Source organism: Pseudomonas sp. S3_A09 (assembly GCF_054668065.1).
Genome location: NZ_CP162752.1, coordinates 3,762,905 through 3,789,000, shown reverse-complemented (window position 1 = coordinate 3,789,000; position 26,096 = coordinate 3,762,905). Strand labels below are relative to the sequence as shown.

Sequence of the window (26,096 nt, the reverse complement as noted above, 5' to 3'; positions counted from 1 at the left end):
CCTATCTGCCACCCCAGCGCGGCAGCGTTGAACACACTCCTGGATCACCCTTTGACAGGACCTGATCCGTGCCCGAATTACCCCAACCCAACAGCGCCTTCCACGGCGCCCACTACACACACATCCGCGACGCCCTGCCAGACTGGCTCACCCAGGCCACGCCGGGACGCCTCGGCGCACTGAAAGCCGCAGGCGTCAAACACCTGACCGCGCCAGCCCCGCTCAAGGCCGCCATTGCCGAGCATTGGCAACAACAAAACCGCCTGGACCAACGCCTCGCCGGCTTGAACGACGTGTACGCCTTCGCCGAACCCTTGCTCAAACACGCCCTGCGCGACTACGGCAACCTGGATGTACGCAACACCTACCTGCGCCTCTACGTCGACGCCAAGACAAGTGGGTGGAAGCTCAATGTGACCGGCGCCCAGGTGAGCAAGACCTTTTCGTTGCTCGATGCGGCGCTGTACAACTTCGCCGCCGACCAGACCTTTCTCGACTTCGCCTTCCTCGGTCCGACCGATGCGCGCGGGCAACGCGACGTGCTCTCGATCACCCACCGCCGCAGCGGCACGCGGCTCACCGCGCAACAGTTCAAAGACATTTGCCGCCAGCTGGATATCGGCGCGCAGTATCAACTCAAGCTCAGCCAGGCCCTCGGTTTCAAGAACCCGGCACTCGCCCGCACCCTGCACGGCGAAGTCACGGCACTCCACAAGGCCGCGCTGAAAAGCGCCGCGCACCTGGCCCTGGCCAAGGCCGACCTGAAGCCCGATGCCCATGCCGCGATGCTCAATCTGGTGGACGACCAGCCGACCCCGCGGCTCGACGGCGCCGCGCTCCAGGCCTACACCCTCAGCGTGATGAACATCGCCCTGGTGGGCATCGTGCTGTTTATCGCCGCGCCCAGCCCGCGGGTGATCGCCTACGTCGCCGAAGACCCCGCGCACCCGCTCAAGGAATACCCGTCGCCCCAGGCGTTCATGCAGGAACTGACCCGCCAATTGCGGGATAAGGCGCGCTACCAAGTGTTCTTCAGCCAGTTCGTGCCCCATGCCAAACGCGCGGCCTTTTTCGCCGGGATCAATGCGCGCCTGAGCCACATCCAATGGCATCAGAAACAGCCCACCGACAGCGGGCCGAGCTGGCAAGACACGCCGATCAGCGATCCCAACCTGCACTTCAGCCTGCACGCCTGGCAGGACGACTATCGCCAACGCCCGCCTTCGCCGGCCGCCGATACGCTGTGGGACTACCTGTTTCGCACCCAACTGAACAAAATCGTCAACGACGCACGCAACATCGCGCTGTCCACCGTCGACGTCGACCGCCGTGCCCGCTGGGCCTGGTGGGACAACCTGGAGCAGATGCTCGCCGACATCCTCAACGCGGCGTTGCTGGTGGTCACGCCCTTCGTGCCGGTACTCGGCGAATTGATGCTGGTCTACAGCGCGTACCAGGTCATGGACGAGGTGTTCGAAGGCATCGTCGATTGGAGCGAAGGCCTGCGCACCGAAGCCTGGGAACATGTGGTGGGGGTGGCCGACAGCGTGATCCAGTTCGCCCTGTTCGCGGCGGGCGCCAGCATCGGTCAGTTGGCGCGGCTCAAGCTCTCGCCGTTTGTCGAGGGCCTGGTGCCGGTGCAACGGGCCGACGGCTCACGGCGCTTGTGGAACCCGGATATCAGCGCGTTCGCCCAGCAAGACCTGATCCCCGAAGGCTCGACTCCCGCGCCCTCGGGCTTGCACACACACCAAGGCAAAACCCTGCTGGCGCTGGACGGCCATCACCTGGAGGTGCATTACGACCCGCTCAGCGACGTGCACCGCGTGGTCCACCCCGAACGCGCGGACGCCTACCGGCCGCGCCTGCAATTGAATGGCGACGGCGCCGTGACCCACGAGGGCGAACGCCCGCGCACCTGGGAGCGCCCGCGGCTGCTGCGGCGTCTCGGGCATCGGGTGCAACCGTTCAGTGACACGCAACTGGAACAGCTCAGGGTCGCCAGCGCCACCGAAGACGGCGCGTTGCGTCGTGTGTACGAGCACAACGAAGCGCTGCCGCCGCTCCTCGATGCCGGCCTCAAACGCCTCGAAGCGGCCGAATCGATCCAGGTCGCCAGTGACAGAATCCGTGCGGGGCAAGCCTTGAGCGCCGACCCCAGCTCGGATTGGTTCGAGCAAATGGTCACCGAACTCGATGGCTGGCCCCAGGACAAAGCGCTGCAAGTGTTCCTCAAGCCCGACCTGAGCGGCAGCTCGCACCGCTACGGCGCCGCGCAAGCCGGCCCCGCCGACACCTTGCGCATCAGCCTCGGCGACGTGCTGTCCGGGCACTTGCCGGAGCGGGTGCTGGGCTTTCTCGATGAAGCGGCGATCACCCTCCTGCTCGGCGCCGAAGTGCCGGAATCGCAGCGGGTACAAGCATTGCGCGATCTGCTGGCCAACTACGTACTGAGCCAGAGCCGCGATATCGCCCCGGCGGTCTACCGCGCCCGCGAACAGAGCGACGCCCCCGGCATCATCGGCCTGCGCCGGGACCATCCCGACCTCGACCTGAGCCTGGCCCGCCGCCTGCTGGAGCGCGCCCGTCCCCACGAACGCGAGGCCTTGGCGAACGACCGGCATGCGCCCCTGCGCCTGCGCAATCAAGCCAGCGAATTGCAGCTGGCGGCTGACTCGGTGCATGCCTACGAAGGCTTTTATCCACCGGCCATGCCCAACCCGGCGACTGAACACCTGCTGCTCAAGAGCCTGCTGTTCAATACCGATGCGCTCACCGATCTGCACCTTGAAATCCGCGAAGCCACGGTCACGGGCTCCCTGCGCAGCCAGGCCGGTTCGGACACGGCTGCCACACGCCGGGTGCTGGTTCACACCCGCCTGGGCTATTCGGTCTACGACAATGCCGGCCAACCGTTACACCGCCCGGCCAGCCTGTATGAAGCCGTGTTGCTCGCACTGCCCAGCGAGCCACGCACCGCCCTGGGCTACCAACCCGGCGAGGGCGAAGACTTCAAGCACTGGCTGATGACCCACCTTGAACCCCTGGCCGAGCGACGCAAGGTGCTCGCCGGGCCCGACACCCACCGCGTCATGGAGCGGGAAACCGCGCAATTGCTCGGCGGCCCGCTGCTCAGCCGCTGCCGTCCCGCCCCGGCCGAGAACCACACGGCGTTTGCCAGGGACGTCCTGCAACGCTTGTTTCCGAGCCTCAGCGAACAACGCCTGAACCGCTTTATCGAGGACATCCCCGCCGACCAATTGAGCAGCACCCTGAACGAACTGACCTTGCAGAAACACACCCTGAACACCCAGCTGCACACCTGGAAGCAATCGCCCACCCATCACCCCAAAGGGAGCGCCCAGGAACGGCAACAACTGGCCGCCCGCAGACGCCTGGCCCTCCAGCTGGAACAGTGCTGGGGCGAACGCTACGCCGATTACACCGACGATTGGGGCAGGACCCAATCCGGCGCGCGGGTCGATCTGGACGGCATGCCGTTACCCGAGTCGCTGCCCGCGCTGACCGTCAATTTTGAACATGTGACGTTCCTGAATCTGAGCCAGAGCAGCGTCGGGCAATCCCATTGCGGTTTGCTCAAACACTTCCCGGCGCTGCGCTCCCTGGACCTGAGCCACAACCACCTGACGAGCTTGCCGGTCGAACTGACGGCGCTGCGGCAGTTGCGCAACCTGAACCTGTCGAACAACCGCATGGTGCTGTTCCCAGAAGACGTGACGCGCCTGCGCAATCTGCGGCGCCTGCACATTGCGATTCTGGACCACAACCCCCTCACCGCCGCACCGGATATCACGCGCATGCCCAACCTGCGCCGCCTCGACTTGAACCACACGCAAATCCACCAATGGCCCATCGGCCTGTTCGCGCACGCCAGGAACGAGCTGTTCGACCTGAACCTGAGCGGCAACCCGATCACCACCCTGCCCGCACTGACCGCCGAGCCGACGGCCGCGCGCACCGTGGCGCGCACGCGGCTGGACCGCCACACGCTGAACGACGATCAGCGCGCCCTGTACGAACGCTACCGCACCGAGGCCGGGCTGGACCCGTATCGCACCTATGAACCGCAGGGCAACAGCGACCCGTGGCTGGTAGACGCCGATGCGGGCACCCGCGTGGTGCGCGAGCACCTGTGGGACGCCGTCGAAGACGAGCACGGCTCCCAAGGCTTTTTTGAGGTTATCAAGTACCTGGAGCCCCCCGAGTTCTTTGAAAACCCCCAAGACCGGCAGCGCCACGCCGCCAACCAGGCCGGGTTGACCCAGCGGGTCTGGCGCTTGATCAACGCCGCCCACGCCGACAGCGCCCTGCGCGAGCGCCTGTTCAAGCTGTCGAGCTTCCCCGGCTTGTGTGGCGATGGCGGCGCGCAAATTTTCAATGAAATGGGGATCGAGGTCATGGCCAGCGAAGCGCGGCGTTTTTCAACGACCTTGCCTGAACTCGAAGGCCGCCTGGTGACCCTGGCCAAGGGCGCGGCGCGGCTCAAGCAGCTCAATCAGGTGGCCCAGGAAGAAGTCGCCCGGCGTCTGCGACCCAAAGCGGCCGGCGGCGAAGGCCAGCGCCTGCGCTCAGAAGTGCTGAACGGCGAAGCGGGCGAGGTGGACGAAGTGGACATCCATTTGGCCTACCAGACCTCGTTGGCCAACGAGCTGGACCTGCCCTGGCTGTCGGACCATATGCTCTACCGCGACACCGCCGACGTCAGCGCGAGCCGTATCCAACAGGCGCGCATCAGCGTCATGGAGTTGGGCCGGGGCGATGGCCTGGTCAACCAGATGTTACTGGAGCCGTACTGGGAGACCTTCCTGCAGGAAACCTACGACAGCCTTTATCAACAGAATCTCACCGAATACACCGAGAAGTTCTACCGCCTGGACGACCTTCAAACCCTGCAGTCGCAATGGCATGCCGAACAGGAGCCGCAGCAGAAAGCCCGGCTCAGGGAACAGCTCAAGGCCCTGGCCGACGAACTGCACACGCAGGAAAGCGTGGTGTTCGCCGACACGCCGATCAGCGACGCGCTGTACAACCGCCTGCTCAATGACCTGGGCTACAACGAGAAGGAATGGATGCGCGGCCTGACACGCGAGGCGCTGAAAAAGGCGCACCTGCGCCGTAACCGCGAGCCTCTGCCCACACAGTGAGGCCAGTGCAGGCGCGAGCATGTTCGCGCCTGCCCTCGTTGCTCAGCGGGTATCGGCATCGGCCATCCAGCGACAGGTCTGGGACCGGCTGACCTGACGCCGATGGTCGGCCAGTATTGTCGCCGCCGTCGGGGTCATCCAGCGCGAAAATGACAGCGGCAGCTCGGTTTGCCGGGTCGCGTGGTGCTGCTCGGGGGTCTTCAGATACGCAGCGGTAAACAAGTCGTCCCGACCGACAGCCTGCTGATAGTACAGGTGGATATACCCCTCTGGCTGTCGGGTATGAACGTCCACGACCTGGCAGAACTGCACATAATCATCCGCAGCGTCGTCCACCCGATACCGCCCCGGCCGGTTGACCAACTGCACCTCATGGCCCGCCAGGAGCGCGTCGACCCCGGCCTGGACCGGTGCGCGTGCCTTGATCACCGCGATCCTGGCATGCACCCCCTGTTCATACAAACGGGCCGCCGCCGCGCGCCAATCCGCTTCAATGCGTTGCGCCGTGCTGCGGTGCTTCACCGGCCAGCGGGCAGCGCTCGCTTGCGCCAACTTGCGACGCATCGCTTCGGCGCACTCAAGCAAGAAAAACGCCGGCACCGCGAGCACGTCTTGCAGCGAATGAGCCCTTTTGGCCGTGGGGACCATCCTCAACACCTGGGCGATCATGCGCTCGACACCGGCCACCGTTTGCTTGCCGTGCTCGATCATCTCAACCAAGGTGCCGGCCCTTGCACAGCCGAGCGTGGCGGGTGCTCGCTCCAGCGGGTCCCACAAACCATCGGCCGCCTGTTTGAAGGAGGCAATCAACTCATCCGCGCGGTCATGCACTTGAGCGATGCGCGCGGGCTGTGCGTGAGTCGGCTCAACGATACGCCCCCGATAAACGTCGCCGCCGCGGGTACGAATCAGGCTGTTGCGCGGCGCGCCGACAGCTGCAGCCGGGGCGTTGTCCATCAGCGCCTCCAGCAGATTTTTTTCGGCGGTGGCGTGCAGCTCGTCGATCAAGGTTTGAAGCTCATGCAGGTAGTCCAGATCAAACGCTTGCGGCGTAATGGCCCTGCAAAACGCCAACCGGTCGGCGGTATCGCCATACACCTGCAGCACGCTGTCGAACAACTCGATCCGCTCGGCTTGCGTCAGCGCCATGAATCCTGCATGGGACTGACTCGCGCACGCGACGCGCTGAAGGGTCTGTGCCAGCATCCCGGCAAACATCGCGTCGCTTCCCGAATCCTCGGCGCGCCAGGCCGCCTGCCACAAACGCCGGACCTGCTGCGCCTGCAGTGCCAGCACCGAGGCTGGCGCAACGGCCAGCGTGAGGGCCTGGCCCTTATCGGCGCCACAGCCGATGACCGCCGTCAACTCATCGAGGTGACGGTTTTCCAGTTCACGCCAGTGAATCGCCCCATTGTAGGCGGCCAAGCGGTTGCGCCGGTTCTCGCTCACTTGCTCTTGCGACATCGACGCCAGCGAGGTGTCGAGTGACGCGATGTAGCGTGCTTCCAGACTACCGAGGGTGCGTGCCGTGCCCACCAGAGACTCAAGCAGCGCACAGACTTGCACCTCATAGCCCAGGCGCGGTGCCAGGGCGCGCAGCTGCCGGAGCGCGTGTAATTGCTGGGACAGCGCCTTCAACTTGACCTGCAAAATCTGGTGATATTGCTCACGCACCTGGTCGGCCGCAGCATCTGCAAGGTTGTCGACAATGCTGTCCACCAGACTCGACAGCACGCTCACTCGGCTCTCAGCCTCAGCACGTGTGCTGTCGGCGCCATCGTAGAGCGCTTGCCACTCTTCAAGACGCAGATCCGTCTGTAGCCGAGCCTGCTGAATGAGCGCCTTCACACGGAGAACGGAGCCCCATTTATCCGGCTGCTTGAACTGCTTGGGCGCTGGGATACGGGTCAACTCCAACGGATTTTGCACCCTCTGCGGCGTCGCAAACATCAGCGCTGACAGGTCCAGTTGCAACTGCACGTTGGCCGGCGAAACCCGCTGCGCGAGCACCCACGCCAGGTTGCCCAGCACGTCGACACCCCTGGTAGCCCCGACATCCTGGCGCACAGTGTCCATCAACTGCCCCAGCCACCCGGTCAGCGTGTCCACGCCCTGCACCAGTGGCATCAGCCCATCGGTCAGCGACCAGCCTGCCTCTTTGAAGCAGGCCCAATGCCGTGCATCACCACCCGATACGGGCCATTCACTCAAGGTTTCCAGCGCGAGATAGAACGCCTCGCGCAGGGAATGCACCGACTCGAGGTCCTCGCTCACCTCCACCGCCAGCGCCGCGTTGTCATCGACCGGCAGGGCGCTGAGCAGCGGCTCGAACACCGCTCGGTGACTCGTCGGCAGCCATGCCAGGACACTGTCGCGCAAGGCACCAGGCGCCTTGATCGCTGCGTGCAGATCCTCCAGCGAGGCAAATTCCTGTACGACCGGATTCAACAGCGGTCGATACAACAGGCACGCGCCCGGTGGCGCCTGCCGGGGCATCAACAGGTGCATGTGCTGCACAACGGCCGTCTGCCCTTGAGGCATGGCCTTGAGCGTCAGCGGCAACAGACGGGAGGATGCCCGCAGCCCCGCGGCACGCTCGCTAATGAGGCGATAGCCCTGCTGGGTCAGCCCGTGCAGCCCCTGGATTTTGTATGCCATTGCCAGCATCTTCAGCTGTGACAGCACCTGATCGCCGGCCAGGTCCCGGTCCCAGTCTTTGGCGGCGTTGCCCTTGGCCAACCGTTGCCTCAGAACCGCGCCGTAAGTCTTGGCGATATCGGCTTTGACCAGCCAGTCTCTGAGCAAGGGCTCGGTCAGCCAGGCGGGTGCGGGGGCGCCTTTGAGCGTGACAGTGGTGGGGCTCGGCGTGAACCCGCCCAGGGTTTCCAGCGCCCATTCGGTCAGGGTCAACTCAAGGGGCGCAGCGCTCGGCGGGCCGAACACCCCATGGATATCCAGGACCTTGAGCTCGACCGCGCGTGGCTCGTTGTCCAGACAGTCTTGCAACGCTGTTTCGGCAAACGCCACCAGAGACGGGACTTCGGGGAAAAACCGCTTGCCCGCGCCCTGGTTCAAGTGGCGCACCTGCTCGACCAGCAGACGCCCATATTGAAGTCGATCAGTTTGCGCGGCGTTGAACAGCCACGCCGGGATGGCCTCGTGAACGCCTTGTCCGAACGCTGTCAGGGGGGACACAAACCAGCGACGCGTGTCGGTGATGGCATTGAGCAGCGCCTGATACTGTTGCGCGGTTCTACGCACCGTGGGGTCGATGGCGGCAATTTCACTCAACTGGCGTGCCAAGTAACCGCTTGCCAGCGATTCAGGGGCCAGGCCTGCGTGCTCGACGACAAACCACTCACCTGCCGGTTCATCCAACAACGGGCTCAGGTGATCGGCCAGCAACGGCCCGATATCGTCCAACTGGTCGATCAACTGCACGCCCATCGCCGGGCTGTAGAGTGCCATGTCCGTGGAATGCGTTGCCTGGAGCAACCACAGGGGCAGGATTTCGCCCGAATCGTCGTCTCCCGCATCCTCGCGGCGCAGGTGAACCGTAGAGACGCGCAACGGACCGGCCGGAGCGGCCAGCTCCCCGCCGGGGTTAGTGAAAGACAGCGAAAAGAACGTATCAAGATGGCGCTGGCTCATGCCAGGCTGCCTGGGCGTATCGCTGACGACGCCCATCAACGCCTCGACCAGCGGCCACCAGCGCGTTTTCCACCAGGCCTGCAACTGCTCCCGGTAAGACGCCAACAACAGCGCGCCGCGCTCATTGACCAGCACTTCACACTCGAAGAGGTCCAGTGTGCTCGGCTCATAGTCATCCCCCACCCGCTGGACACTCTCATGGTGGCCCGGCACGTAGAGCACCGGTTCACCATTGACCAGCCGCGCCACCAGTGCGTCCGCCAACGCGGTGTAGTCATACGTCGCGGTCTGGCTCGCCAGCGGCGTGCGCAGGTAAAGCTGCTCGACGGCCAGTGTACGCGCCGCGAAGTGCTCGTCCAGATGGGCCTGGGCACTGGCCTGGGCCACCGCCCGCAGGGACGGTGGATCGGCGAACAGGGCGTGGATCGTATCGATGTGAGTCTGACGCAGCAGCGCCGTGGGATTGGCTTGTGTCACAAAACTAGCTCCTTGCCTGGTGAGTCGACGACTCACCCAAGCCTGGGAAACTAGTTCCGCAGCCATGGGCAACGGCGGTAGACAGTTAGTCCCGGATCACCGTGACGTGTGGTTTATGCGCACCGGCTTCACTCGTCCTCGATACGGCGCGCCGCTCATGGGTACCACGCGCAAGGCGTCAAGCCCCAGTTTCGGTGGGTTGCAGGTGACTTTGAGCGCAATGTTGTCGCGGCCGTTGAACAACACCGGCGGCGAGGTAAGCGTCCACCGCGCTCAGGGTTTCAGTCACCGGGTTTGAACGCATGGTTTGCTCGCGCCGGCAACACAGGCCTTGCAGCCAATCCGGGATAAACGGTGTGGGCAAGATTCGCTCTGAGCCGAACGGCAATTCGCGCTTTCCCCCTGCCGCATGCCGACAGGGGGCGCCAGGCCTACTGGACGTGCGTGAGCTTGAGCACCTGATCAAGGGCGCTGAGCAGTCGTTCGAACACGGTAAAGCGCTCGTCCTTCAGTTCTGCCCAGCGCTCGATGAAGAAGCGGCCTTGATCGTCGATCTGGATCGGCGTGGAGAGGATCTCGCCACTGCGCGAGTGATGCACCAGGTTCACTTCGTGGGGTGAACGCTGCTCGACCATGAACTGCCCCGGTCGCGTCAAGCGTGAACGATCGGCGGGCACATAGGCGGGAGGAGGACGCTTGCCAGGAATGCCGACACTCAAGGTGAAGTCGCTGCGGATCGCCGTCAGCCGGTTGGGGTACAACGACGAGCCGTAGGCCACTGTCCACTCCAGCCCTGAACGCAACTCGGTGGTCGTGCCCGTCGGTACATCGAATGTCCGCAGGCTGATCGCGCCTTGCGTTTGGGCCACCCCGGCAATCCCTTCGACCGGAAACACATGGCCGTTCCCCATGTGCGCCACCCACTTGTGCGCGCCCTGGGCGACCTGGTCTTGACGGATGACCTCGCTGGCGAAGAAGTTGAACATCGACGTCCGCGACGTGCTCGGTTCGCTCATGCCCTTGGTGTAGTAGCTCGATACGCAATCCAATGCGCGGATGCGCAGGCCGTGTTTGCCCGCCACTTCCACCACGCTGGTGTAGGTGTGCGGCCCCTGGTACTCGATCATGTGGCCACGGTCTAAGGTCCACAGGTGGTCTTTGAGCGGTTTGGCCAACACCCCGGTTTGATGGAAGGCATCCAGGTGCGCCTGGTGCAGGTCGGTGAACAGGTGCTCCATGTACAGGGTTTTGACCCCCTGCGCCTTGAGTACGCTCATCTGATCGATCAGCAGGGCTTTGCTCGATTGCTCGGCGTGGCTCTCGCAGATGATCAGCCCTGGGGCGTGTTGGTAACTGCGCTCGATAAAGTCGGCGGGCGTGGTGCTCGCCGGCAGGTCCGGCAAGGTGGGCCGGGGTGGCAGTTCATGGGTTTTGAAGAACTCCTGCGCGCGCTTATTCAGACGGTCGCGGGTTTTCCGAAAGGCGTTTTCGGCGGCGGCGATTTTCGGGTTGAGCGAGCCGTAACGGGTGTCGAACGGATGTGGGTCCTTGCCCATTTGGTGCAGTTCGTGGGTGAACCGTGGGTCGATATCGAAGTCGCTGAAGGTGTTAGCCGCGCGGGGTGCGCTGATGAACGCAGGGGGCGCGCTGTAGGAGGTTTGCAGAGTCAGCTTGAAATCGGCTTTGGCCAACGGGTCGTCGGCGATAGAGCCGGGCACGTCGTTCCAGATGCCTACCGGCTGGCCGGCAGCGACGTCTTCGACGCGCACACTCAGGGTCTTTTGCAGGTCCGCCAACCCTGGGGTCTGTGTGTGCGTGTTGAGGCGGCGACTGTCGACCAGCGCGACCCAACCTTCGCTGATTTTTTCGGCGAGGTCGGTCTCGATCAGTTTGTGGGAATAGAAATTGCGCTGGGCGTTGGGTCGCGGGCTGACCATCGCCCCGTTTCTCAGGTTGAAGGCTTTGTCCACCTCGTAGCCGGTGGACGCATCCAGCGCACAGACGGCGATTTTTTCGCGGCGTGCCGCCAGGATCAGGGCGCGATAGGAGTGCGGCGAGTCCTTGGCAATCCCCAGGGCTGTCTCGATTTTTTTCAGATAGTCGCCGATGTGCCTGTAGCTGCCGCCGGCGTTGAACTTGTCCAGTTTGGCCCGGAACAAGTCGCCCGGCAGGTATTCGATATACAGGCGTCGCACGCCCTGCTCGTAGAGGGTGGGCATGTTGTCGATCAGCAGCTGTTTGGCGGCGAGCGAGCCAGGCACCGCGCCCAGCACCAAGCCTTGGTTTTCCTTGAAGGCGCTTTCCAGGATATGCCGATGGCTCGCGTTCACTTCCAAGGCCAGCACATCGGCCCTCGGGACGATGGGTTTGAGCTGGGCGAAGAAGGTGTCGGCGTCGCTGCGCAACTGCAGGTATGCCTTTAAATACGGAGCCCGTAGCGGGCTCATTTCATAGGTCAGCAGGCTGTCACGGGTGCCCTCGCCTAACAACTGATCGACACTGGAGTGTTGCCCAAACTCCAATGTCATCAGGGTTTCGTAGTCCTTGGCCTGTTCGATCGGCACTTCATAGCGCTGCAACGCATGGGGTGTAGGCAGCGCACGTTTCGGCGCGCCGCCGGTGAGGCCCGAGCGCACCCAGCGCCCCTCGACCGTCTGGTTGACCAGGCGCGCAGTCGACAACAGTTTGCCGCTTACCGGGTCTTGGCGAAACAGCAGATAGCGGCCCAAGGCATCGGGTTGCTTGGGCGCCCATAACGGCCGGCCTTCGAATAGTACGGCCTGCATAGCGGCGGGCGCGGGGGGCGGTGGCTGCAGTTGTTTGATCAGCGCCATGGCCTCGCGCGGCGCGGCTGGGCGCATGAGGTGGCGCATCGGCCGCACCAGCGGGCCGATGGACTTGAGTGCCGGGCGCAGGTCGGTGAACACCGCGCCAAGGCTGTTGCTCAGGTAGCCGACGAAGTGTTGCAGCGCGGCGTCGGTGTCGCCCTGGTTGTAGGCGTGCAGGGCGAGCATGCCGTCCTTGAGCGCCAGCAGCAGGCCCAGGCTCAGGCTCAACACCGGGAACGGCGCGGTCGCAATCGCGATCAGCGGTTCGAGGCAACGCCAGACCAGGCCCATGATCATGTCGGTGCGATTGACCGTGGTGGCGGCGACGTCGTCGATCTTGCGTTGCAGCTTCATGTCGTGCAGCAGGTGACGCAGGTCGAGCACGGGCGGCACGCGCTCGATCGTGTCGTAGCGCGCCAGGCTCAGGTCGGTGCTGTTGAGGTCCGCGGGCAGGCCGGCCTGGGCGGTTTGCAGAAAGTGCCGCACGCGCACCTGAGACTGCACCGCGACGCGGGTGCAGAAGTAGTCGAGCATGCCGTCGACTTTTTTCAGCAGGTAGTTGAACTGCCTGGCTTCACGGAAGAACACGCCGTCCGGGGCCTGCGGTGTATAGAGCAACACCGGGTTCGCGGCGTGGCTGAACAGCAGGGTGTCGATCACCCAGTCGCCATCGATCATCAGGCGATGCACGCGGTAGGTGCTGCGCGTCTCGACCGAGGTGTCGTCCAGGCTCTGGACGGCGCGCTCGAACCAATCCAGATCGGCCTGGACGATATGGCCTTTGAGGCGCGACTCCAGCGCCGCGTTGCGCAACTGCAACTGGTTGATGGCCAGCGTTGCATCGCGGCGCAGGGCGTAACCGGGGCTGGTGGGGTTTTGCAGTTTGGCCTGGACTTCATTGGCGTAGCGCTGGCCGATCCACACGCCGCGCACTGACAGCCCGACATTGCGCGGCGTGAGCTTGCTCAGGTCGACCCCGGCCGGGCCCATGAAGGTGGCGACGGTTTCGAACTTCGCGTCGAGAAACCCCAGCGACTCCTCATAACCATCGCGATACAGCCGGGTATAAGTCACGGACGCGGGGCGCGTTAACGCCGGGAAGTTTTTGGGGTAATGCATCCACACCGTATCGGGGTCGACATCGTTTTGCCGCTGGCGGCCAAGCAGAGTATTGAGCTGTACCTTGGCCTGGGCATGCAGGAACCGCTCGAAGGTGATGAAGCTGGCGTCGGACAACGGGTGCTGCGCGTAGGTGTTGGCGGCGCCTTCGGCCTGCTCGGCCAACAGCGTCAATTGTCGGCGCTGGGCCTCGCTGGCCGCGCGGTACCATGTTGGGGTGCCCCAGTGGTAATCGTCGGTCTGCACCGCCAGCAGCTGGCCGCGCAAGGTCTTGAGGCAGTCGGCGTGGCTGCTCGCCTCGCTGAAGGTGACGTGACGGTATTCCTGGTGTGCCGGGATAAAGCCCAGGCCGGTCATGAAGGTGTTCAGGCCCGCACGGGACTTGAGGGGGACTTGCTCCAGCAGATACGCGCGCATGGCGTCGTCTGCACACCACGCGAGGAGGTGGGCCTGGCACAGCACTTCTGAGTCGAAACCATGAAACTGCTGGGCCTGGGGCGCTTCGGGGGTACACAGCAGCAAGCGCGTGAGGCCGCCCTGCTCGTCGCTTTCGCGCAGCAGCCAGAGGTCTTTGAGCACGTAGCCATTGAGCGCAACGCTGCTCGCGCGCAGTTGCGCGTCGGTGCCGCGACGCAGGCGGGTGAAGCGTTGATAGTCGGCCGCGGTGATGTGGCGTTGCAGCTTAGCGGTGTAGGCCAGGGCGTTGAGGCGGCGGTCGAGCAACTGTTCGATGGCGGCATGGATCTCGGGTTTGGCGTAGTACTCGCGGCGCACGGTTTCAAACGCCACACGCGGCTTGAGGGTGTCGAGCAGGCCGACCAGATAGTCGGCGGTCAAGTCTTGATAAGCCTCGGGCAGCGGCGCGTCGGCATAGGTGAAGGAGGTATTGAGCAAAAACGTCGACCCGGCCAGTTCGTCGCCGCTGTGCAGGCCGCGCAGCGCCAGCTCGGTCAGGCTGTGTTTTTGTTCGTAGGTGCCGACCCTGGCCACGCTGCGACGCGTGCGCACGTGCAGGCGGTCGGGGTCAAGGTCGTTGATTTCCAGGTCAGTGGCCAGTTGTTCGAGCAACTGATAGCGCGCCAGGGTCTGCGGCGAGGCGGCATGGCCGAACAGGTTCAGCAGGGTTTGCCGGGCCTCGTCGTACTCGGCCAGGTGCCGCGCCAGAGCCTCGCGTTGGTGGCTGGGGGCGTTGCGGTACCAGGCCGGGGCGCTGTGTTCCAGGCAGCGGTCCAGCAGGCGTTGGGCGCGCAATTCCAGGCGCTGACTGAAGTCGGGCAACGCGGTGCGTATTGCAGCGTCCAGCTCGGCAAGCAGGTGTTGGGCGCTGGGGCCGGGGTTGCTCAGGGCCCAGTCGATATCCAGCGCGCGCTTGGCCAGCCGGGCGTCGTAGGTGTGTTCGCACAGCGGTTCGCCATCGATGGACGCCAACAGCAGAGGCCAGACGCCCATGGCGGACAGCCCCTGGTATTGGCGCGGCAGCAGGCTCATGAACTCCTGGCGCCAACTGCCGACCGCCATTGCTTCGCGCAGTTGGCTGTTCATCTCGGCCAGCGAGCCGAACGACTCAAAGCCACGGGCCGGGGTAAACAGCACCACGTAGCCGACGTCATCCGCAGCGGTCAACTGCGTGACCACGGGGGTGTTTTTTTCGGTCAGCACAAAGGCCCCGGCGAATTCGATCGTCTGCGTTTGGTAGGTGAAGGTCAGCGCATAGATGCCCGGTCGAAAACTCGGCCCCAGTCCCAGGTTCTGCACCAGCCGGGCTTCTTCACGATGCAGCAGATAGTCCTGAATGTTGAGCTTGGCTTCCAGTTCCAACGCAACCAGGCCCGCGTCGTTGGCCATGAACGTGCGCAGGCTTTTGCTGCCCAGCACACCGACTTCGTCCAGCTTCTGCAACTGCGGCGTGAGGTCGCGTTTGAGCGTCGCCAGCCGTCGCTTGCCCTCGTCACTCTGCAGGTCGACCTGGGCCACATCGGCGTACAGCGCACGATTTTCTTCAACATGCGCTTGCGTGTATGCCTTGAGCGTCTGGTTGAGTTTTTCCAACTGCTGCAACTCGATGGGGAGCGGCCGTTTGGACAGCAAAGGGGTGTCGGTTTCGAGCAACTGGTGACCGATCTGATGCAGATAGCCCCGTATTTCCAAGGAGGTCGGCGAGTAAGGGGGAGAAATCAATGTGCTCATCGCACTGGCTCCATGCACATGGGAAGGGCTATCAGCATGCTGGGCGCATCACGCGAGGCGGTGGTAGTTAAGTAGGGCCGCGACCATTGGTCGACTGATCTTGAACAGCCTTAAGATATATCTTAAGTTATATCTTAACCAGAACGGAGAGGCCCAAAATGAGAGAGCATCATCCCCACCACCACGGCGACGGCCGCGACGGCTTCGAAAAACGCCCCGGCCGCGAACGCGGCGGCCGCGGCCCACGCGTGTTCGCCCCCGGCGACCTGAAGTTGCTGTTGCTGGCGTTGATCGCCGAACAGGCGTGCCACGGCTACGACTTAATTCGCCAGATCGAAGGCCTGTTCGACGGTGCCTACAGTCCCAGCCCCGGCGTGATCTACCCCACCCTGACCTTTCTTGAAGAAAGCGAATTGATCAGCGGCGACGCCGAAGGTGGAAAAAAACGCTACACCCTCACCGACGCCGGTCGTCTTTCTTTAGGTGAGCAGGCGATTGCACTGGAAGGCGTGCGCATGCGCATCGATGTCAGCAAACGCTCGCTGCGCGGCCATGATCGCCCGCCGGAAATCCACGAGGCGGTGCATAACCTGCGCCATGCCCTGCAACTGCACCATGGGCGCTGGAGCGCCGAAGAAATCACGCGCGTCGCCGCGTTGCTCAACAGCACCGCCCGGGCCATCGTCGACGGCCCGGCCGTTCAACCTGTCCAGGGGGAAACCCAATGAATACGCCCGTCATCCATCGCGTCACCCACGAAATCAAACGCCGTCGCCTCAACGTGCTACGGGTGGTCGATATCACCCCGCGCATGCGCCGCATCACCCTCGGCGGGCCTGAGCTGGCGGGGTTTGTCAGCCTGGGCAGTGACGATCACATCAAGCTGATGTTCCCGCAAAACGCCGCCGAGCAGGCCGCTCTGCAAAGCCCGACGTTCAGCATCAAGGGCGATGGCCCGCAGCCGGCGATGCGCGACTACACGCCACGGCGTTTCGACCTCAGCCTTGGCGAATTGGATATCGACTTCGTGCTGCACGGCGATGGCCCCGCCTCCACCTGGGCCGAACAGGCCCAAGTCGGCCAGCACCTGTACATCGGCGGCCCACGGGGCTCGATGATCGTGCCGGATATCTTCGACAGTTACCTGCTGATCGGCGACGAAACCGCCCTGCCCGCCATCGCCCGCCGCCTCGAAGAACTGCCGGCCGGGCGCAAGGTGCTGGCGGTGATTGAAATCGCCGATGCGGCCGAGCAACAGGCGCTGCAAAGCGCGGCCGAGGTGGAAGTGATCTGGGTGCTACGCGGCCAGGTTGACCTGCTCGACACCGTGCGCACACTGACGTTGCCGAGCGGCGCGCTGTACACCTTCGTCGCGATGGAAACCAAGCTGTCGCGTCAGGTGCGTCGGGTGTTGCTGGACACGCACAAGGTCGATGAAGCGTTCCTCAAGGCCGTCGGTTATTGGCGTGCCGAGGGCAGTGAGGAAGAATGAGCCTGGTGCGGGTGTTACGGCACCCCCATCACCAATACCCCGCTGCCGCTGGTGGCGCCAGCGGCAGGTAGCGACCCCGCGCGCCGAACCAGAGAAAACGTCACATCGTCGCCCCCCACGCTGTTGGTAATGTGGGTCAGGAACGAACCGTTGACTGGAACCGCAGATCCCGCACGAATAAGGGCCGTGCCCACGTCCGGGTTGGACATCATCAGCAGGCGTGTGTCGAACGACGACGGGCTGCCTTTGTAGGAAATAGTTATCGGCGTGGTAATCCCGCCGTCCGGGCATGAGTAGGTAAGCCTGCGGTCGCTACGGATCGTCGTGGTCAACGGATCGGCGCCGATGGCCCGCTGGTGAACGTTGCCGAAATTGATCTCGATCGGGTTGTTATTGTTGATCGTGCAGGTTGATGGGGAGATGGAGAAGTTGTTGGCAGCGATATACGTCAGGGCAAGTGCTGAACTGCCGGAATTATAGTTATTGGTCTGGTCGAGGTTTAACCTTCCGAGGACATCGCCTACTCGAACATCGATTGGGTTAGTCGGATTGTTGCGTATCAAAATATACGGCGTTACATCGACCGGAACCCCTACGCCGTTATTGGGCATGGTCGTCATTCGAATCCCATTCGGAACAGGGGTGTTGTAGTAGCTTCCATTTATGCGAAGACCGGTACCTTCGCGGGTGAATTTGGGACCGGGCACCCAGGCGGGACCGACTCTTGCCGACGTTGCCCAGTAGTCCGTATACCAAGGCTGGCTACCACCAAAACCGGAGAATCGGCACTCCAACCTCACCCCTTCGAGCATGATCCGGGTTCTGTCCGCCCCCAGCTGGACGGTGACAGGGACTTGCAGGTTGAGCGTCCCGCCGGCGCCTACAAAATTCCACGGCCCGCCATTTACACGACAATCCGTTGCTCTCGCGATCGTACTGAAACCCATCAGGACGAGCAGCGCCATCGCACTATAGAGTTGTTTCATTTTGATCCTTCTTGCACCTCTACCCAGGCATTGCCCAGCGAACATTCAGCCGGCGCTTTAAAGCCGCCTGGGGTAAGGTGAGGTTTATCTAAAGCGGTTTCCGGACTACGAGTGGCGGGTCACCGCGACGGTTATTCCAGCGTAAAAGTAGGCCGCTGGTCGTCTCGACTAAAACGAGTAAACGAGTGGGAATGTCACGGTACCCCCATCACGAGTACCCCGCTCCCGCTGGTGGCGCCAGCGGCAGGTAGCGACCCCGCGCGCCGAACCAGAGAAAACGTCACATCGTCGCCCCCCACGCTGTTGGTAATGCGGGTCAGGAACGAACCGTTGACTGGAACCGCAGATCCCGCGCGAATAAGGGCCGTGCCCACGTCCGGGTTGGACATCATCAGCAGGCGTGTGTCGAACGATGACGGGCTGCCTTTGTAGGTAATAGTTATCGGCGTGGTAATCCCGCCGTCCGGGCATGAGTAGGTAAGCCTGCGGTCGCTACGGATCGTCGTGGTCAACGGATCGGCGCCGATGGCCCGCTGGTGAACGTTGCCGAAATTGATCTCGATCGGGTTGTTATTGTTGATCGTGCAGGTTGACGGTGTGATGGTGAAGTTGTTGGCGGCGGTGTAGGTAACCGAGATCCTTGCCGTATTGGCGTTGTAGTTGTTCGTGGCGGTGAGACGCAGGATTCCCAGCGTATCTCCTACTCGAATATCGATCGGATTGGACGGATTGTTGCGCAGCAGAATATAGGGCGTGACATCGATCGGATAACCTCTCAGGTCGTCAGGCAGTGTGGCGAACCTTATTCCGTTCGGGATAGGGTTATTTCGGTACGTTCCATTGATTCGTAAACCAGCCCCTTCCTGGCTGAATTTGATACCCGGTACCCAGGGGGTCCCCGCCGAGCTACCCGTTGCCCAGTAGTCCCGCCGGGAAGACGGGCTCTGCGAGCCTCTGGAGAACCCACATTCAAGCCGTGCGCCTTCCATCATTATCCGTGTACGATCTGCGGCCAAGGTCACCGTAACAGGGACCCGTAGGGGGAGTTCCCCGACTATCTCTGTCCACTGTCCGCCATTCACACGGCATGTAGCGGCGCTTGCGATCGTACTGAAACCCATCAGGACGAACAGCGCCATCGCACTATAGAGTTGTTTCATTTTGATCTCTCTTGCTGCTCTACCCATGCATTGCCCCGCGAACATTCAGCCCACGCTTTAACGCCGCCCAGGGGAGAGTTGAGGCTTGTCTGAGGCGGTTACGGGTAGTCCAGCGTAAACGTCGAGGTCACTGTGAACAGGCCATGCCCGATGGTTTGATCCCTGATCGCATCCGGCTCACCCTGCACATAGGCCTTGAGTTCAATGACATTGTTGCCATTACTCAGCACCTGTTCATCGCTGACGGTATTGAGCGGCAATGGCTTGTTGCTCGGCGTCTCTAAACCGACGCCAATACCTGATGCACCGCTTCCACCGTCCAGCGCGAACAATCCAGGGAGCGCCATGTTTTCCCTACCGCCGAACGTGATGGTGACCGTGTTGCCAATCGTGGTGTCGCAATCCTCCAGGTGCAGTTTGAAACCCTTCCCCTGTGAGCGCGTGTTGATATAGAGGTGCTTGCTGGTAACGTCCCAGAGTTCCAAGGTGATGGCCTCGTCGCCAGGGCGGATCGTACAAGCCTCTTCAACCAGATTGCCCTTGAAACTCAGGTTGTCCGCCGCCTGCCCCGCCGGGATCAGGCCGAAGATCAACAGGCATGCCAGCCCGGCACATGCCCAGCCTTTATGACGCATTTCATGTCGCATGGGCTCAACTCCTACTCGTATTCGGCCAATAGCGTGGCCACCGCCGTAAACCTTGCCGGGGCCAGAATGGCGCCCAGTGGTTTGACCGGTACGACTTCCAACACCGGCGGCGACGACAGGGTTATCTCCAGTGGCGTATTGAGTGGAAACGGCAGGTTATTCTGAAAAATCCGAATGCCCAGTTCAGGCACATTGGTCTGCACCGCCGAGCCGTCGAACACCGTGGGCGTGCCGTTCACACTCAACTTCAGCTCCCACGGGAGCGTGGCAGGGCTGCAACTGATGGTGTAACCGAGCCCCCTGCGATATTTCACGCCATCGACTCGCTTGACGCCGACGTCCCCAAAGTCGACTTCGATGGTGTTGCCGCCATCGATCGTGCAAGGAGGAGGCTCGTTCAGCGTTCCGCTAAAGGTCAGGTTGGCCGAAGCACCACTGCAAAGGCCGATGGACCACCAGACGAGCAACGCTCGCGGTTGCCAAAATGTCATTGATCGTTCCTCTTCATTGGTAATCGACCACAAGGGTGGCGGTCGCATCAAATGCGCCTCCCGTCAGCGTGCTGCCCGCCCGTTTGACCGGCACCGCCTGCACCACCGGAAAGTTCGGATAGGTAAAATTCACCGCCGTATTCAGCGGCCAGTCAGCCCCGTTCACGAACAGCTTGACCCCAAGATCCGGTTTGCGGGTCACCAGCACACGATTGTCGAACGCAGCCCCCGAGCCCTTGAGTTCGAGGGTCAACGCGTTGCTGAAGGGGGGAGTCGCACCTGACGGTGTAAGGCACGTCTCGACGATAATTGACCCCGTCCACCCGCGACGTCAGCAGGTCGTTCCCAAACGGCACATCGAGCGTACTGCCGTTGTTAATGACACAGGGCGGCGGCGCGATGATGACCGCGCGGATGGTCAGGCTGGTTTCAGCCTGCACGCCTTGGCCGACAGCCCACAGCAGGCTGCCAGCGATAAGAATGGCCCACGGGCCGGTTGAGGTTGCCATCACTCTGCCCCTACTCATAATTGAGCCTGAAATCCACCACGGCCCGAAACGCCCCACTGGTCAACGCCGCGGAAGTGCGCGTGGGTTGAACGTTCCAGGTCTGGACATTGCCGCCCAGGGGTAAAAACAACGGTTCGCCCCTGGCGCCCAACTGCACATCCCGCCCCAGTGCATCGGTCAATTGCAGGCCCATCCCGGTGACGCCTTGCACTTTGACCAACCGCGGATCATCAGCATCGGCGGGTGCGGAAAACGCCACCGACAGCACGGGTTGAAAGGCACTCCAGGTCAGGTTCCCGGTACGTTCACTGCGGATGCTGCCTGCGGTGCGGTGGCAATCGGTAAACCGCAGCTGAAACGCCACCGGTTTTGCCTGATCGCCGGGACGCTGCAACTGGCTGGTCGACACGGCGCCCAGGTCAACCGTTTGATGGAGTGAGGCCATCTCCAGGCTGCAGGGGGTTTCATGCATGGCCCCGGAAATGTTCAGCAGCCCATTCATGCCCTCGACATCCTCGGCCTGTGCGCCCCCCGCAAAGACCAGCAACAGGCCGCCCAAGACCTTCACATTGCGCGACTTCATGACGTTCTCCAGCAGCAGGCACTATTCATTAGGCGTCGATACTTGCGAGTTGACCTTGCAAGTATTGCCACCGCAGGTGAATGCCAGTACCGGACGCCCGCCGTAATCATTCACATAGGCCAAATAAGGCGTTGTGCCGAGTACGGTGGCCGTTGGCCCCAAGGTCAGCGTGCCTTTGGGCGGAACCATCAGGGGTTCGAAGCCCGGCACGGTTTTACCGTCCTTGGTGCTGCGTGCATCCACCAGGGTCACGTAGTAAGGCGTAGGGTTATTCACCTGGTAACGCTCGCCTTCGCGGGTAAGGGTCAGTTTTTCCTGCCACGGGTTGGATAAGTCTTGCTGGCTTGGCGCAATGGCTTGCGGCCGATAGAACAATTTAATCCGAGTCTGCAGCGCAATTTGCAGGGTGTTGGCCTTATCGCTGCGCGGCGGAATTTCCCGCAGGTTGAAGTAGTAGACCGTCTCTCGATCCTGCGGTAACGATTTGGCCGCCGGCAACGCCTGAACTTTCACCTGGCTTTGCTTCCCTGGCTCCAGGCGTTGAACCGGCGGGAGTACGATCAACGGCGAGGTGATTTTTTTGCCCGCCTCGTCCTCGATCCAGCCCTGAGCCAAATAGGGCAACTGGGTGTTGTTGTTGGTGATGTTCACGCTGGTGGCCTCTTTGCCACCATCAAAAATCACTCGGGTACGATCCAGGCCAACCGCCGCGTTGGCGCTCTGGCTCAAGCCCAGGGCCAGCAGCGTAAAGGCTTGGAGTGTGAGGCGCGTTTTGAGCATCATGAGGATGTGTTCTCCATATCGGTAGGCTTCCCGGTCAGCTTGGCTGGCTCGGGCAAGGATTGATCAGTGGCTACCCTGCGGCAGCCCAGTTGCAGGGCATGGGTCAAGCCATCGGCCGGCAAAACACCTGGCAGCGTGAGGACACATCGCTCGGCCCCACCCCAACTGACGATCATCTCTTCGCCGGGCTGAATACCGCTGAGGTAGACATTGCCGCCGTCATTCACAATCCCGGTGTCCTGCTGTTTGACGTTCTTCACCGTCGCGCCGAAGGGCGGGGAACTGCCATCCGGCAGGCGCAGAACGGCCATGGCCTTCTGGCCGGAAATCACGTCCAGGAATCGATATCCGATCGCCCCTTCGGTGAGCGTCAGTTGCGTGACGGATTGAGTGGCTTCGACATTGCTCGGCAAACTCTCCAGATCGACACTGGCCGCCGTGCGCTGATAGCTGCCGATATCGGAAATGACCGCTTTGCCGAAGGCGTTGCTGCGCGTCGGCGCGCCATAACCCCGCACAGGCACATCGGGCACACCGGCGGTATCGACCATCAGGCGCGTACCGCCCGTGCTGTTGGTACGATGCAATGCCGCACCGTGAGCGGTGAGTGTGCCGCCGCCACGCGCCGAGACACTGAGGCTGGTGTAATCGCCTTGTTGCTTACTGGCAGCGAGATCGATGTCTGCCTGGTCACCGATATGACTCAGATAACCACTGGCAGCGTTATCGCTGGCACTGAGCTGGTAGCTATTACGCTCATCGAGGCGATCACTGTAGCGCGTCGAAAAACTGTTCTTGCCTGCTGCCCTATTGGCATCCAGCGACAGCGTGCCGCTGCGCCCCAACGGCAGACTGACCGTCAGCGCCATGCCGTTATCCTTATAGTTGTACTCCTGAGTGCGATACATGTTCAGCGAAACGCTCAAGTTCTTGACGCTACCCACATTGAAGTAGCGTGACATCGACACGTTCCAACGCTGAGTGGCCGGGCGCTCCCAATATGTTTGTTTGTTGTAACTCAGGTAAACCGTGGCCCCCAGATCCCGAAACTGCTTATTCAGCGTGGCCGTATAAAGTGCCTTGCTGCCCCCAATCGGTTTCCAACTGCCGCTGTACTCACTTTCTTTGTCGAGCCCGGCGAGTTCGCCGTTTCTCCCGTAATGTCGAGCATCGAGGTATTCACTCATGCTCAAGTAGTTCTTCTCGGAAAAGCGATAACCGGCAAAGGTGACTTGGCTGTCGTATTCTTCAAACTTCTTGGAGTATTGAAGGCGGTAGGATTTCCCCGAGAGCGTCTCATTCCACACACTCGCGTGCGACTGAGTTGCATCCAGTGACACAGCACCGAACGCCAACAGGTCACGACCGGCACCGACCGACAGCGCACGGTAGTTGTTATCGGTTATACCGCCGCCATACAACGACCAGCCGTTACTGATGCCCCACGAAAACTCGCCACTGCCGAAGAAGTCACCATCACCGCCGTACTGAAGATTCGACGGTCGCCCGCTCGCCAGTTTGTAACGCACTTGTCCAGGCCGCGTCAGGTAGGGCACGCCTGCCGTATCGATCTGGAACGTGTGGACCGAACCATCCTGCTCTTCGACCCGCACATCGAGCCTGCCGCTCACGGCGTCATTCAGGTCCTGAATACGAAAAGGTCCGGCCGCGACCAGCGTTTCATACAGCACACGCCCCTGCTGGCTGATGATGACCCTTGCATTGGTCTTGGCGACCCCGACCACTTCAGGTGCGTAACCGCGCAAGTTGGGTGGCAGCTGACTTTCATCCGAGTTGAGTGCAGCACCGGTAAAACGGAAGCTGTCGAACAGCTCCGAATACAGGTAGTCCTCACCCAGTACCAGGCGCGCTTTGAGCGCAGGAATGGCGCGATAGGCATAGTAGCGGCTCCACTCCAGTGTCGGATGCCTGGCCGCCTGATCGCGGTCTCTGTCGACACGCCCCTGCCAGTCCGCCCGCAGGCGCCAGGCCCCGGCATTGGCGCCCACGGTGCCGTTGCCACTGAAGTTATGGCGGACACTGTCATTCTTTTGGTGACTGGCTTGCGCCGTCACGTTGTAGTCAACCAGCAACCCCGGCACCCCCTCGTCCCAGCGGGAGGGTGGGTCCCAGTTGATGGCGCTGTATTCAAGGTAGGCCTGGGGGAGGTTGATGCTCAGGGTGGAGGTGGCCAGATCGCCAGCGACTTCCATACCCGGCAAGCCTTGAATATCCAGACACTCCCCGCCTTTCCACCAAGTAAGCCCGGCAGCGCCGGAGGCCTTGAGGCCCAACTCCTCCACAAGCGCGCGCGACACACAGGCCTGACTGCCTTTGGGATCATCATCGGGGGGATAGAACGCCACCGATTGCTCAGAAATAGGCTGGCTATTGATCTGCACAACCATCGAGTAAGTGCCCGGCAGAATAAACCCACTGCGAGCAAACTGAGACAAGTCAATATTGGTGCGGTCAACGAGATCAAGAACATCGGTATTAAACTCGATATCCCCTGCACCCAATGCCGTTCCCACCGCTGACATCAACCCGCCAAACAGGCTTGGGCGGAGCGTTTTTTTGATCTTCGACGCATTCAACATGAAAACAACCCATCACTGTTCAAAAGTATTCCAACTTGAACCGCACCGCAGCAAGGTGAGCGCCAGGCACCAGCGGCAGTCCGTTTCCAATCAGGCGAAGCGTGTAGTGAAGTGTCATGTCACCTTCAGCCAACGGCAGCAGAGGCATCGGCTCACCCGGAACACTCTCTTGACCAGCCGCATCCCAGATATGAAGGGCAATCCCCTCTGAATCGCCGAAGGCAGCAAAGGAGCGACCGTTTCTATCGCGAGCCCCGTCAAAGGTCACTTGCAGATGCTGCCAATCCGGCAAACTGACGCCTGGCCGCGACGGGTCGGGGCGACTCAATGAGCAATTGACCAGACGCAATTGGAAGGGGTGTGGTTCGCCCATCGTATTTCGCAAGAGCCGACCTATGGGTTCGGGCGCCATCTCGATGGATTGATCGGCACTGACCAATTCCAGCCCGCAAGCTGAATCAATGATCTCCCCCCCCAACGTGACGACCCCGGCGCCTTGCGCAGGCTCCTGCGCGAACACGCTAGGGTTGATGAAAATCGTCAATGAAGAGGTGATAGCAAGGCGTATGAATGTATTCACCGTTTTCTCCCGCCAGCGTCCCCCGCCACCTTAAGTGGCGGGGGAAAACTCACTGATAAGCCAAGGTGAAATTGGTTACCGCGCTGAAACTGCCAGGGACGATCGGGTCCGCAGCGGCGCCTTGTACATAGGCACCGAACTCCAGGGTGTTATCACCGACGACAATGGCCTGCGGAGCCGTAGGGACACCCAGCTCAACGAGTTTGTTGCCATGCGTCATCATGATGCCGATACCACCCGCACCGCCGACCGTGCCGATCGCGCCAGGCACAGCGCCCGAGGGTGCCCCGGTGAAGGTGGTCGTCACGGTGTTATCAGTGAGGCCAGTCAAATCGCAGCCTTCAAGTTCAATAAGCACACGTCGGGCCTCAGACTTGCCTCCGCTCTGCAACTGATGCTTTGCGATCGCCCCCAGGTGAACAGTCTGATCGACGGAGTCAGGCTTAATAGAGCAAGCACCCGAGTGGACCGACCCGATAAACGTAACCGTTCCATCCGCCGCATGAACCATGGACGCCGAACCCAGCAACAGCCCGACAGACAACAGTGCAGTTTTCATTTTGCTTTTCATTTTCCAGTACTCACACATTAATAATTTTCATTAAGACCCCCTGCAACAACAGTGCTACAGGACTTACTAAGCGAGCGACGAACAGGGTGTAGCGCCTGATTTATCTCGGTAAAAGTTTGGATCACGCGATTGTGCGTAAAACGGCTTTTCCAACTATTTGCATTGCTTAATCAGGATGTTGTTCGAAGCAGCGCAAGTTTCCCCCGTCGCCATTAAGAAGTAAGCCGTCCGATTCGCAAACGTGCGTAGCTTTGTTACACGCAGACA

The 26,096-nt window shown here is 61.9% G+C and carries 14 protein-coding genes and 1 pseudogene; 3 read left to right on the top strand and 12 right to left on the bottom strand.

Annotation, left to right across the window (positions count from 1 at the left end; genetic code table 11):
* Positions 1-68 precede the first annotated feature (68 nt).
* On the top strand, positions 69-5,165 hold the full coding sequence (locus tag AB4N92_RS17615) for a dermonecrotic toxin domain-containing protein (protein WP_236266908.1): 5,097 nt from the start codon (positions 69-71) through the stop codon (positions 5,163-5,165).
* A 42-nt stretch (positions 5,166-5,207) separates the two neighbouring features.
* Here the strand turns inward: AB4N92_RS17615 and AB4N92_RS17610 are convergent, their stop codons facing one another.
* The gene (locus AB4N92_RS17610) at positions 5,208-9,293 is read right to left on the bottom strand and encodes a hypothetical protein (protein WP_044286691.1); all 4,086 of its coding nucleotides are present in this window, start codon (positions 9,291-9,293) and stop codon (positions 5,208-5,210) included.
* A gap of 431 nt (positions 9,294-9,724) precedes the next feature.
* Positions 9,725-15,427, bottom strand: coding sequence for a membrane-targeted effector domain-containing toxin (locus AB4N92_RS17605; protein ID WP_236266907.1), 5,703 nt, complete (start codon positions 15,425-15,427; stop codon positions 9,725-9,727).
* Positions 15,428-15,585: 158 nt separating this feature from the next.
* On the opposite strand from AB4N92_RS17605, the gene AB4N92_RS17600 reads away from it, so the two are divergent.
* Both AB4N92_RS17600 and AB4N92_RS17595 read left to right on the top strand, forming a co-directional pair.
* Positions 15,586-16,155: a PadR family transcriptional regulator gene (locus AB4N92_RS17600; RefSeq protein ID WP_047541295.1), complete on the top strand. Its 570-nt coding sequence runs from the start codon at positions 15,586-15,588 to the stop codon at positions 16,153-16,155.
* The gene (locus AB4N92_RS17595; RefSeq protein WP_236266906.1) at positions 16,152-16,919 is read left to right on the top strand and encodes a siderophore-interacting protein; all 768 of its coding nucleotides are present in this window, start codon (positions 16,152-16,154) and stop codon (positions 16,917-16,919) included. Before AB4N92_RS17600 ends, AB4N92_RS17595 begins: the two co-directional genes overlap by 4 nt.
* 14 nt (positions 16,920-16,933) lie before the next feature.
* On the opposite strand, the gene AB4N92_RS17590 is transcribed toward AB4N92_RS17595, so the two are convergent.
* From AB4N92_RS17590 to AB4N92_RS17545, 10 genes and pseudogenes are all read right to left on the bottom strand, one after another.
* A complete protein-coding gene (locus AB4N92_RS17590) occupies positions 16,934-17,905 on the bottom strand; it encodes a fimbrial protein (RefSeq protein ID WP_047541288.1) in 972 nt (323 codons plus the stop codon).
* A gap of 194 nt (positions 17,906-18,099) precedes the next feature.
* Positions 18,100-19,065 carry a fimbrial protein gene (locus tag AB4N92_RS17585; protein ID WP_010212825.1) on the bottom strand — a complete coding sequence of 322 codons (966 nt, stop codon included), beginning with the start codon at positions 19,063-19,065 and terminating at the stop codon, positions 18,100-18,102.
* 98 nt (positions 19,066-19,163) lie between these two features.
* The gene (locus AB4N92_RS17580; RefSeq protein ID WP_042571708.1) at positions 19,164-19,712 is read right to left on the bottom strand and encodes a fimbrial protein; all 549 of its coding nucleotides are present in this window, start codon (positions 19,710-19,712) and stop codon (positions 19,164-19,166) included.
* Between the two features lie 11 nt (positions 19,713-19,723).
* A complete protein-coding gene (locus tag AB4N92_RS17575; RefSeq protein ID WP_010212829.1) occupies positions 19,724-20,203 on the bottom strand; it encodes a fimbrial protein in 480 nt (159 codons plus the stop codon).
* Between the two features lie 13 nt (positions 20,204-20,216).
* Positions 20,217-20,712: pseudogene (locus tag AB4N92_RS17570) on the bottom strand (fimbrial protein).
* Positions 20,713-20,722: 10 nt separating this feature from the next.
* Positions 20,723-21,295, bottom strand: a complete 573-nt coding sequence (locus AB4N92_RS17565; protein WP_010212831.1) for a fimbrial protein — start codon at positions 21,293-21,295, stop codon at positions 20,723-20,725.
* 21 nt (positions 21,296-21,316) lie between these two features.
* Complete coding sequence (locus AB4N92_RS17560; RefSeq protein ID WP_010212832.1) at positions 21,317-22,078, bottom strand: fimbria/pilus periplasmic chaperone; 762 nt, start codon at positions 22,076-22,078, stop codon at positions 21,317-21,319.
* Positions 22,075-24,678 carry an outer membrane usher protein gene (locus tag AB4N92_RS17555; RefSeq protein WP_021491809.1) on the bottom strand — a complete coding sequence of 868 codons (2,604 nt, stop codon included), beginning with the start codon at positions 24,676-24,678 and terminating at the stop codon, positions 22,075-22,077. Before AB4N92_RS17555 ends, AB4N92_RS17560 begins: the two co-directional genes overlap by 4 nt.
* Before the next feature lie 19 nt (positions 24,679-24,697).
* Positions 24,698-25,258, bottom strand: a complete 561-nt coding sequence (locus AB4N92_RS17550) for a fimbrial protein (protein ID WP_010212835.1) — start codon at positions 25,256-25,258, stop codon at positions 24,698-24,700.
* A gap of 49 nt (positions 25,259-25,307) precedes the next feature.
* Positions 25,308-25,817, bottom strand: a complete 510-nt coding sequence (locus tag AB4N92_RS17545; protein ID WP_032883091.1) for a fimbrial protein — start codon at positions 25,815-25,817, stop codon at positions 25,308-25,310.
* Positions 25,818-26,096 lie beyond the last annotated feature (279 nt).

Bases quoted from the DNA above. Each gene is read 5' to 3' on its own strand.
- AB4N92_RS17555 (WP_021491809.1), bottom strand. From the start codon at position 24,678: ATGTTGAATGCGTCGAAGATCAAAAAAACGCTCCGCCCAAGCCTGTTT.
- AB4N92_RS17595 (WP_236266906.1), top strand. From the start codon at position 16,152: ATGAATACGCCCGTCATCCATCGCGTCACCCACGAAATCAAACGCCGT.
- AB4N92_RS17605 (WP_236266907.1), bottom strand. From the start codon at position 15,427: ATGAGCACATTGATTTCTCCCCCTTACTCGCCGACCTCCTTGGAAATA.
- AB4N92_RS17600 (WP_047541295.1), top strand. From the start codon at position 15,586: ATGAGAGAGCATCATCCCCACCACCACGGCGACGGCCGCGACGGCTTC.
- AB4N92_RS17585 (WP_010212825.1), bottom strand. From the start codon at position 19,065: ATGAAACAACTCTATAGTGCGATGGCGCTGTTCGTCCTGATGGGTTTC.
- AB4N92_RS17560 (WP_010212832.1), bottom strand. From the start codon at position 22,078: ATGATGCTCAAAACGCGCCTCACACTCCAAGCCTTTACGCTGCTGGCC.
- AB4N92_RS17565 (WP_010212831.1), bottom strand. From the start codon at position 21,295: ATGAAGTCGCGCAATGTGAAGGTCTTGGGCGGCCTGTTGCTGGTCTTT.
- AB4N92_RS17580 (WP_042571708.1), bottom strand. From the start codon at position 19,712: ATGCGACATGAAATGCGTCATAAAGGCTGGGCATGTGCCGGGCTGGCA.
- AB4N92_RS17590 (WP_047541288.1), bottom strand. From the start codon at position 17,905: ATGAAACAACTCTATAGTGCGATGGCGCTGCTCGTCCTGATGGGTTTC.
- AB4N92_RS17575 (WP_010212829.1), bottom strand. From the start codon at position 20,203: ATGACATTTTGGCAACCGCGAGCGTTGCTCGTCTGGTGGTCCATCGGC.
- AB4N92_RS17545 (WP_032883091.1), bottom strand. From the start codon at position 25,817: ATGAAAACTGCACTGTTGTCTGTCGGGCTGTTGCTGGGTTCGGCGTCC.